This is a genomic window from Pseudomonas sp. Pseusp97 (genome assembly GCF_047304025.1).
Classification (GTDB): Bacteria; Pseudomonadota; Gammaproteobacteria; order Pseudomonadales; family Pseudomonadaceae; genus Pseudomonas.
This window is the reverse complement of sequence record NZ_JBGLYK010000566.1, coordinates 1-256: the sequence shown is the minus strand read 5'-3', so window position 1 is coordinate 256 and position 256 is coordinate 1. Positions and strand designations below refer to the sequence as shown.

Genomic DNA, 256 nt, shown 5'->3' with positions numbered 1-256 from the left:
TGGTGCGCGAGTCGATCTTGCTGGAGACCTGGTAGTCTATACGGGTCGGAATGTTAGCGTTTATCAGGCCTGTGATCTCGTCGACCGACGGGCGCTGTGTCGCCTGGATGAGGTGGATGCGCGCCGCTCGTGCCTTCTGGTCGATACGGCCGATCACCACATACACCATCATCCAGACGATCATCATAAACTACGCCAAATAGTCGAAAACCAACACGATGGTCGGAAGCATATACAAAAACGGCGCTTCGTCTTC

1 pseudogene is annotated in these 256 nt (G+C 54.3%); it reads right to left on the bottom strand.

Going from position 1 to position 256, the window contains the following annotated elements:
* A pseudogene (locus ACCC94_RS30365) lies at positions 1 to 256 on the bottom strand (FtsK/SpoIIIE domain-containing protein); the annotation flags it as partial.